The 1059-nt window shown below is 50.0% G+C and carries 1 protein-coding gene; it reads left to right on the top strand.

What is annotated here, in order from left to right:
* The first annotated feature begins 433 nt into the window (after positions 1-433).
* Positions 434-982, top strand: coding sequence for a hypothetical protein (locus tag D5084_RS09095; protein ID WP_128515194.1), 549 nt, complete (start codon positions 434-436; stop codon positions 980-982).
* The last annotated feature ends 77 nt before the right edge of the window (positions 983-1059 follow it).

Here is a 1059-nt window from a genome sequence, read left to right as displayed (position 1 = left end):
GGTGTCAGCAACCAGACCCTACCGGAACATCGCCGGTGACCACCTCAGCCAGAACCTACACCAAGCTCAGGGACAGCATCGGCAAGGCTGACCGTGGGCGGTATGCGGGGGTGAGACGCGGCACCGGCTTTGCCGGGGCGAAAACGGTCCAGTGGACCGTTTTCAACGTCGAACGCCCGAGCAGACTTGTGAGGGGCGGGAGGGGGCGAAGTATCGCGCCCGCCACCGTGGGGGCGGGTCGGGCGAGGTCAGATTTGCTTTAGGCAAATCTGACAAGGTGTGGCATTGGTAGTGGGTTGGCAGCCATCCTACGCATGCCTGCTTTGCAGTCGGAGTTCAAAGTGTTACTATATTGACATGCTTTTCTAGGCCAGCCAAGCAAGAATTAGGCGTGTCAGTGACCTGCATTTTTAATGTTCGAACGGAGCGCTAAATGCAAGAAGTGAAAACGACAATAACAAAGAGATTTATGGAGATCTCTTTCACTGAGCAGCATATCGCACCAGAAACTTGGAAACTGTTCTTAGAAAATACAACCTTTTCGATATCCCAACCTCCGGTTTCAGACCGAACGCCAGATGCCCGAATGGGCTTTCAGGTTGCACATCAGCGATGGGGGCACATATCAGTTAAGCCAAGCAACATAAGGGTAAACCTAACCAAATTAGTTACTTCGGTTGGTTCCTCCATAGGTGGGCTAAAAGAACTTTCTGGGGCACTATCAATTTTGTTCACTGTTCTTAAGTCTACGGTAATTTCTTTCGATCAAGACGAAGCTGCCATAGTGCATGCGATTCATGTGCACAAGATTAGCCTTCCAAAAGATTCCGCATCGCTCTATAGGATAATAGAGCCAATGGTTTCCAAATATGTTACGTTTGACAGGTATATGGAAAAGCTTCCTATTCTGGCTCAATACGGAGCCATATCAATCGACGGAGATCAGGTTAAGATCACCGAAGGCTACCTTCGTCTCGATTAGGGTCAGGACCCATTGATTTTGTGGGCTCGGCCTGATTCAAGCTCCGCAAGGAGACTGGATCATGAGCAACCTTTTCT

The organism is Tabrizicola thermarum (genome assembly GCF_003574395.1).
In the GTDB taxonomy this organism is placed as follows: domain Bacteria; phylum Pseudomonadota; class Alphaproteobacteria; order Rhodobacterales; family Rhodobacteraceae; genus Tabrizicola; species Tabrizicola thermarum.
Note: the sequence above shows the minus strand (reverse complement) of the source record. Positions and strands in the feature narration are given on the sequence as shown.

Coding starts and splice junctions, on each gene's coding strand:
- D5084_RS09095 (WP_128515194.1), top strand. CDS start 434: ATGCAAGAAGTGAAAACGACAATAACAAAGAGATTTATGGAGATCTCT.